This is a genomic window from Alteromonas sp. 4NH20-0104, from assembly GCF_057547795.1.
This window is the reverse complement of record NZ_BAAJLP010000019.1, coordinates 102,303-110,058: the sequence shown is the minus strand read 5'-3', so window position 1 is coordinate 110,058 and position 7,756 is coordinate 102,303. Positions and strand designations below refer to the sequence as shown.

At 47.5% G+C, this 7,756-nt stretch carries 10 protein-coding genes; 3 read left to right on the top strand and 7 right to left on the bottom strand.

Annotated features, from left to right (window positions below):
- Positions 1-379: 379 nt before the first annotated feature.
- Genes nhaB through AC27IB_RS14570 form a run of 3 tightly spaced genes read left to right on the top strand, consistent with a single transcriptional unit; the run spans position 380 to position 3,050 of the window.
- Positions 380-1,960, top strand: a complete 1,581-nt coding sequence (gene nhaB / locus AC27IB_RS14580; protein WP_487121804.1) for a sodium/proton antiporter NhaB — start codon at positions 380-382, stop codon at positions 1,958-1,960.
- 11 nt (positions 1,961-1,971) lie between these two features.
- Entirely contained in the window at positions 1,972-2,499 is a 528-nt protein-coding gene (gene dsbB / locus AC27IB_RS14575) for a disulfide bond formation protein DsbB (protein WP_296043723.1), read from the top strand.
- On the top strand, positions 2,496-3,050 hold the full coding sequence (locus tag AC27IB_RS14570; RefSeq protein ID WP_487121802.1) for a GNAT family N-acetyltransferase: 555 nt from the start codon (positions 2,496-2,498) through the stop codon (positions 3,048-3,050). Before dsbB ends, AC27IB_RS14570 begins: the two co-directional genes overlap by 4 nt.
- 244 nt (positions 3,051-3,294) lie before the next feature.
- Here AC27IB_RS14570 and AC27IB_RS14565 read toward each other — a convergent pair whose 3' ends face one another.
- The 7 genes from AC27IB_RS14565 to AC27IB_RS14535 form a co-directional block, all read right to left on the bottom strand.
- Entirely contained in the window at positions 3,295-4,101 is an 807-nt protein-coding gene (locus AC27IB_RS14565; RefSeq protein ID WP_487121800.1) for a DUF2971 domain-containing protein, read from the bottom strand.
- Positions 4,102-4,190: 89 nt separating this feature from the next.
- A complete protein-coding gene (locus tag AC27IB_RS14560; protein ID WP_487121798.1) occupies positions 4,191-4,544 on the bottom strand; it encodes a hypothetical protein in 354 nt (117 codons plus the stop codon).
- Positions 4,545-4,981: 437 nt separating this feature from the next.
- Complete coding sequence (locus tag AC27IB_RS14555) at positions 4,982-5,215, bottom strand: hypothetical protein (RefSeq protein WP_296043531.1); 234 nt, start codon at positions 5,213-5,215, stop codon at positions 4,982-4,984.
- Positions 5,216-5,298: 83 nt separating this feature from the next.
- On the bottom strand, positions 5,299-5,793 hold the full coding sequence (locus AC27IB_RS14550; protein ID WP_487121796.1) for a YcgN family cysteine cluster protein: 495 nt from the start codon (positions 5,791-5,793) through the stop codon (positions 5,299-5,301).
- Position 5,794: 1 nt separating this feature from the next.
- Positions 5,795-6,460, bottom strand: a complete 666-nt coding sequence (locus AC27IB_RS14545) for a fumarylacetoacetate hydrolase family protein (RefSeq protein WP_296043538.1) — start codon at positions 6,458-6,460, stop codon at positions 5,795-5,797.
- 1 nt (position 6,461) lies between these two features.
- Positions 6,462-7,448: a lytic murein transglycosylase gene (locus AC27IB_RS14540; protein WP_487121794.1), complete on the bottom strand. Its 987-nt coding sequence runs from the start codon at positions 7,446-7,448 to the stop codon at positions 6,462-6,464.
- A gap of 10 nt (positions 7,449-7,458) precedes the next feature.
- Entirely contained in the window at positions 7,459-7,752 is a 294-nt protein-coding gene (locus tag AC27IB_RS14535) for a YcgL domain-containing protein (RefSeq protein ID WP_487121792.1), read from the bottom strand.
- Positions 7,753-7,756: the final 4 nt, after the last annotated feature.

The window sequence follows — 7,756 nt, the reverse complement described above, 5'->3', positions numbered from 1 at the left end:
TCGCCGCAAACCGGCGAGTCACACCTAACTCAGGGAGTTACGGCTGATTGTAACAGTTTTAAAGGCGAAAACAGCATAAGAAACTAGCCCTAAAGCGATAGTTTTGCCGTTTTGAGCATTTAATTTTGACCAAATCGATAAACAATTTTCAGTTAGCGCACTTTTTAAACAGCTGTGCGCATATGGTCTGAGTTACGTCGCTTTCTACTTCCTGTCGTGATAGTTTTCGGTTAGTCTTTGCAAGCTTAGACGAAAAGTGTCCTAAAAACAGACATTCACATTCAAACTGTCACCCTTGGGGTGACAAAAAATTATAAAACTCGTCTATTATTAGCTGAGAACAACAAATTAAGCCTGTGATAAAAAAGGAAATTACTCCATGCAAACCTCTATGACCATGGCGATCTATAAGAATTTTCTGGGGCATGCGCCAGACTGGTACAAAAAAACCATTATTGGTTGTTTAATTGCTAACCCTCTGATTTTCATGCTCGATCCCTTTCTGGCCGGCTGGTTATTGATTATCGAGTTTATCTTTACTCTCGCCATGGCGTTGAAGTGTTATCCCCTCCAGCCCGGCGGGTTGTTGCTTATTGAAGCGCTTTTTATCGGCATGACAACCCCGCAACATATGATGCATGAGATAGAGGTCAACCTCGAGGTGCTACTGCTGCTGGTGTTTATGGTGGCCGGTATCTACTTTATGAAAGACCTGTTGCTGTTTCTGTTCACCAAGCTGGTGATTCGGGTTCGCAATAAAACCGTGCTCTCACTGGCGTTTATTATTGCCTCGGCCTTTCTTTCGGCGTTCCTCGATGCGCTAACCGTGGTGGCGGTTATCATTGCTGTAGGCCTGGGTTTCTATACCATTTACCACAAGGTGGCATCTGGTAAGGAATTTCATCACGACCACGACCACACCTCCGACGATAGCGTGGCGGATTTAGGCTCAAACGATTTGGACGACTTCCGCGCCTTCCTGCGCAATCTGATGATGCACTCGGCTGTTGGTACCGCACTGGGTGGCGTAATGACCATGGTTGGCGAACCGCAAAACCTGATCATCGCAGATAAAGCCGGTTGGAACTTTGTGGAATTTTTCATCCGTATGTCACCCATCACTATTCCGGTATTCCTGATGGGGATCCTGACGACCGTAATGCTGGAAAAAACCAAAGTGTTTGGCTACGGCGCCAAGCTGCCAGACGCAGTGCGTCAAATTCTGGTGGATTATGATAAGTCGATGGACCAGGCCCGCTCGGTGCGCGATAAAGCTCGTCTTGGTGTACAAGCTCTGATTGGCGTGTGGCTGGTTGTCGGCCTGGCAACGCACATGGCAGCGGTGGGCTTAATCGGCCTCTCGGTTATTGTACTCGCTACCTCCATGAGCGGTGTAATTGAAGAGCACGCACTGGGTAAAGCTTTCGAGGAGGCGTTGCCTTTTACTGCCCTGTTATGCGTATTCTTTGGTGTGGTTGCGGTTATCATTGAACAGGGATTATTTGCGCCGGTTATTCACTGGGTTCTGGATTTTGAGGGAACCACGCAACTGGTCATGTTCTATCTGGCGAACGGCGTACTATCGATGGTCAGTGATAACGTTTTTGTGGGCTCGGTATACATTACTGAAGTGAGCACGGCACTGGCCAATGGCGAAATTACCCGTGACCAGTTTGATTTGCTGGCGGTTGCTATTAACACGGGGACTAACCTGCCCAGTGTTGCCACACCAAATGGACAGGCTGCGTTTCTGTTCCTGCTGACCTCTGCGATTGCACCGTTACTGAGACTGTCTTATGGCCGCATGGTGTTCATGGCACTGCCTTATACCGTTGTGCTGGCAATTGTAGGCTTACTGGCTACTTATTGGGGCTTAGCTGACGCCACCCAGTGGCTTTACGACATGCACCTAATAGAACACCACACTGGTGTTCCCGGTGCCGATAACAGCGGCCACTAGGAGCAGTATAAATAATGGGCTTGTTGAATGGACTAAGTAGCTGGGCAGAACAAAAATCTGCCTGGCTGGTGCTCTTCGCCACCTCACTGGCACTGGAGTTCACAGCGCTGTATTTTCAACACGGCATGGGGCTGGAACCCTGCATAATGTGTATTTATCAACGTACAGCAATGTGGGGCATTGTGCTGGCAGGCCTGCTGGTGTTGCTATTCAACCACCCGCTCACCCGTTTGGTAAGTTATGGATTGTGGGGATACAGTGCAGTAAGAGGCTTTATGATAGCTTCTGAGCACATTGAAATTATCGAGTCGGACGATCCGTTCTTCGGTACCTGCGAAATCTTCCCTAATTTCCCCGAGTGGGCACCACTGCATGAGTGGCTACCTGCCATTTTTGCAGCCCGTGGCGACTGTCTCGAAAACAGCTGGCAGTTCCTGTCGATGGGAATGGCCGAGTGGATGCAAATTATATTCGGCGCTTACTTCGCGGTATTGGTGGTAGTGCTGTTAGCCAGAGTTATCGATAAGAAACTCTTTTGATCGACCTTACTACCCTGCCAGTCAGGCTGGCCCCCATTTTTACCGATGCCGGGCCAGTCAAAATTATTCGCGCTCACCACAAATATGCACTGGCCTTATCTGAAGCCGGCAAACTCGCTTCTTCCTCCGTAAAGCCCTGGATGGGATCTGGTTTAACCCCCACTACCCTGCGTCATGCTGAATCGCTCATCGAGACATTCGAGCAACAACGTAAAATTGGTTACGGCATCACCTACCTGCTGATGTGGAACGAACAGTGCCTGGGAATGGGCCTGCTTAACTATATCCATCCGGTGCATCTCAACGCCAACCTCGGTGTATGGCTGGTTCCTGAGGCCAGAAGCCGGGGCCTGGCGATTAAGCTGTGTGAACGCCTGATAGAAATTGCTCGACAGCCTTTAGGCCTTAACCGGATTGAGTATTTCACCCTGCCCGACAACCAGGCCAGTATTAAACTGGCTCACGCCATTGGCGCCAAAAAAGAAGCCCTGTGTAAACGCCGCATTCTCAATCAGGATGCCCTGCTCTTCAGCCTGTTGCTCAACCACTAGTTTTCGCCAATTCATCCATACACGTAAATAATGACTTCTACTTTGAGCCAAAATCAGTCGGACACCTTATTTTCGTCCGCAAGAGACAAAGAGCGGACGGTTGGGCATATGACACTGGATTTCTGTCATTGGTCAAAAGCGGACATCACTTTTAAATAAGGAGCGATAGCACGTAGGGCATAATAGCGAAGCGGCTCTGCGTGTTAGCATCCCAGCGAGAGGAGCGAGTGCCTTAATTTGATCGTTAGGTAACTAGACCTCGTTCTCGTGCGACTCTATAAGGGATATATGTGAATTCTTCGAACTCAAGTTCGAATTTTGTTTCACTCTTAACTCCTTTCCAATACCTCACGGTTTCATTTTGCCCTTGTAGTATGAGGCAAATTATATCTATGGCCTGTTGTGGGACATTCGAGCCAAAGTACACACCAGTGAGCGCTCTGCTTTCATAAGTCCATTCTGTACCAGCAGTTTCATGTAGGCACCTCCATTCAGCCTCGTATTCCCAAGATTTTGATTTAGTACAATATAAATCAAATAGCTGTTTATATTCATTTTTTAGTAATGCATCAGTAATGCTTATTGTTGGGATTTGGTTCGTATACGTTACTTTTTTTGCTTTATTGAATGGCTCAAACGAAGTATCGAATTCTAAACAAAACCCTCTATTTTTATCTCCATAGTGAGACCACATAAGCAAATCATTGTAATTTTCTGAAAAACACGAGACCCCTTTACCCACAATGCCATTCTGAATAATATTACTAATATTTTTGCTTCCAACACCATGGAGCCAATCACTTACCTCTTTAGCGGTAGCCGAGTCTAAAGCACGTTTAGTTTCATCAGGTAAATCAGGGATAGTCGAATAACGTTTTCTAAATAACTCAGATTCAGCCTCGGTTGGCTTTTCAACCCTCGCAGTTATCTTACAATCAAATGGGTCATTAAAATTAGCTGGTGATCCGAAGTATAAAGTTTGCGATTTTAAATTTGACAAGCTTTGAGTAGAAAAACTTTCGTACTTATACAACTTTCTAGGTAAATCCATTTACAAAACTTCCTTCTGTTACCTAACGCCTACAGCAGAGGCAAACCGCAGCGTAGGTTTGTCCTGCTGGCTGTTTTTGTTAGTGCTTTTCACCATTGGCCTGCAACACGCATCCCAATCGTAAGTACCGCAGCTGTACACAAAAAAACCAAAGTCCATAATACAGGTGGCGCAGCAACACCCTTAACCTTTATGCCCAGAACACTAAATTCAATGCTGCTGCGCGCCCCCCCCCCGAACATAAATACAAGCAAGGTTGCTGGTGCCGCTGAAATTCCGACGATTGTGAGCATTTTGGTAAGCGGACCATCGATGCTTAGTAGTGCCCTTAGTCGAGGGAAATCCGAAATCAGTATGTCATGCGCCAGCGCCATACCCGCCAATGCCAAAATTAATGAAAAACTGATAGCTATTGACCACGCGATTAGGTCTTTTGGTTTCATATTCATAACCCTAACATCTTAGTATAGAGAATTCACAGTAACCCGCAGTCCTACTCATCCCTGAACTTCCAACATAATTTACAGATAACAATACCTTACACCTGTTTATGAGCCAGTTTCCAATGATTTATTTGAGTGTTACTGAGAATTCTCAGTAATTCCGGAAGAAATGAATTTATTTGGTGTCAGCTAATTTGGTGGGATTCAAGTATGAGTTTAGAAGGTCTGCTAGGGGCAATTAACCTTTATTTTAATCGCTAGCTGTTTTCTTCCGCTTTTCGCTCATAGCTGCCATTAGAATTGCAACAAACCAATGGCCGCTTTACGTACAAAGCCGACCGAGAAAAACCATTTTCACGATGACCGCTTTTAACCAATAAGTAAAACTGCTTACAGTAAAGCTAATCAAGTAAATATTAAGAAGTCGTAAGAGGGAGCTATTTTTGAAGCCTGGAGCGTACAAAGCTAACCAGGGTATAGACAACCAGGCCAAAACACATCAGGGCAACAAATCCTGCCGGATAAGCCATCAATAGCATCCCTTTGTCCCAGCCATACACTGCCATGGTGGTACAGATAACAGCCAGCGATAACTCGATTAGCAGGCTTTCCCAGTTCAACCGATAGTCCGAATCGATGGGACGGGCGAAGAAATTAATTTTATAGGGCATAACGACACTCCTTTGTGTTAAAACCAGTGATATCAAATTTAGCCAGCGCCTGCCAGTTTAATCGATAAGCGCCGGGTACAGCCCTAATCCAGATCTTCTAATGGCCAGATTGCAATGTATTCTTCGAAGTTGTCCAGATCAGCCTGTGATTCAGCCACCGTTTTACCCCGCACAGACATCCCTTCGCGATGCATCGCCGATTTCTTGCCGCGATTGAGCAGCGGATGCCAGGAAGGCAACCCACGGCCTTCATGCAGGCGTCGGTAAGCACAACTCGTTGGCATAAAGAAGATGTCCTTGAGATTGTCTTTCGTCAGTTTGACACAATCGGGCACCAGTTCCTGACGTTCAGCATAGCGGGTACAGCTGCAGGTTTTGGTATTGAGTAATTCACACGCGATGTTGGTGTAATGGATGGTTTCGTGGTGCTCCATGTAATCAGTAGGTGCGGCTTCCACTGCATCATCGTCGTCGATGAACTTGTGTAGGCAACACTTGGCGCAGCCATCACAAATGGCTTCCCATTCTTCACGGCTCATGTCATCGAGTGACTTGGTTTCCCAAAAACGGTCTTCCACCTTATTCCCCTACCTTCGTATGAATGTCAAACCACGGCGCCATCTTTAATTGCAGATTATCGCCCTGATGCAAAGGCCCTACGCCTTTCGGGGTGCCGGTAAGCACGATATCGCCGGGTTGCAGTGTAAACACTTCAGAGATGGCGCACAGCAATGATAGTGCATCCCGCATCATCATTTTGGTATTGCCCTGCTGACGAACTTCGCCATTTATTGTCAGGGAAAAATCGAGGTTACCAAGATCGAAAGATGCGTCCAGCGGCGTAAAGCTGCTCACCGGGCATGCCCCGTCAAAAGCCTTGGCGCGCTCCCAGGGCTGACCTTTGTCTTTCAGTTTTTGCTGTACGTCCCGAAGCGTTAAATCGAGCGCCAGACCAACACCATATAATGCATCAGCTGCGGTTTGCTCGCTGCTGCACTGACGCAAAGGCTGAGCGACTAACAACGCGACTTCCAACTCGTTGTGACACTCCCCCATGTCGGCAGGGATAACCAGTGGCTTACTGATCTCACACAACGCCGTCGCTGGCTTCATAAATAACAAGGGTTCAGCCGGGACTTCGTTGTTGAGCTCCTGAATGTGGTCGAGGTAATTGCGTCCCACACACACTACCTTACCCACCGGCAGGTCAATGGGCTCGCCTGATAAGCTGATATGTTGATACATGTTATTCCCCCTGCCTAATGCGCTGTGACAAATAACTGACAGACACTCCAAAATAGCTCGACCGGTTCCACTTCATCAGCGTGTGGAAGTTTTGATACACCAGATAGATACGGCCATTTTTACCGTCGGGCATAATTAGCGAAGCATTAATGTCTACGTTGGGCAAATCTTTACCATTAAACCGACGCACCCCCTGACTCTGCCAGAATGACAACGGTTTAAACTTCGCCCGCTCCAAACCGGCCAGCGAGTAATCAAAATCGCTGTTCACACTTACCTGGCGTCCCCAGGTCTGGTTATCCTGCCAGCCTTCCGAAGCCAGGAAATTGGCTATTGAGGCGAAAACATCTGCTGGCGTGCCCCAAATATCTTTACGGCCATCGCCATCATAATCTACCGCGTATTGCAGAAATGAGGTGGGAATAAACTGGCTTTGCCCCATAGCACCCGCCCAGGAGCCATTGAAGTCTTTGAGCACAATATGGCCTTCCTGCAAAATCGTTAGTGCCGCCATAAACTGTTTTTTAAACAAGGCTTCGCGGCGCCCCTCAAAGGCCAGTGAAGCCAGCGCTGAGAGCACCGGATAACTGCCCTGAATACGCCCGAAATTCGACTCATTGCCCCACAGTGCCACAATAAACCGTGGCTGCACGCCATATTCCTTGCCGATCCGGGTGAGCAACGCCTGATGCTCCTGCATTAACGTTACGGCCTGTTTTACTTTCCAGTCCGGTACCCGGGTTTTGAGGTATTTATCCAGCGTGATCCGGGTTTCCGGCTGGTTTTTGTCGGCTTTAACCACGGTTGCCCGGTAGTAAATGGTGGCAAATACATTTTCGACAAACTGGCGGCCAAATCCGGCGTCAATCGCGTCGCTTTTAAGCTGGGATTTGTATTGTTCAAACTCTTGTTGTTCGTCGGTTTGCTGAGCAAAAACAGGGCTGATAAAGAGCCCCGCACACAACAGAACGGACCATAATTTACGCATACAACGCACCTTAAGATTTCGGTGATGTCGGAGACAGGCCAAGCTCAGTTCGGTGAGTCTCGAGCCAGTTTTCTTCCTTCGGCGGTATTTGCAGATAAAAACCTGGATCATCCATGGCTTCAAGTAGCTTTTGTTTGTCTACGCCGCCCAGTGCCTCGCGTTTTTGTATTGGCAGCATCATCACTAACTGAGGCCATCCGAAGCGGTTCATCAGGGCTTCGGGCACGGCAGAGAAATCATCTTTATTAGGAACGTAAAGGAACATTCCTTCTTTCTTAGCGGTTTTATAAACGGCAATCAACATGGTG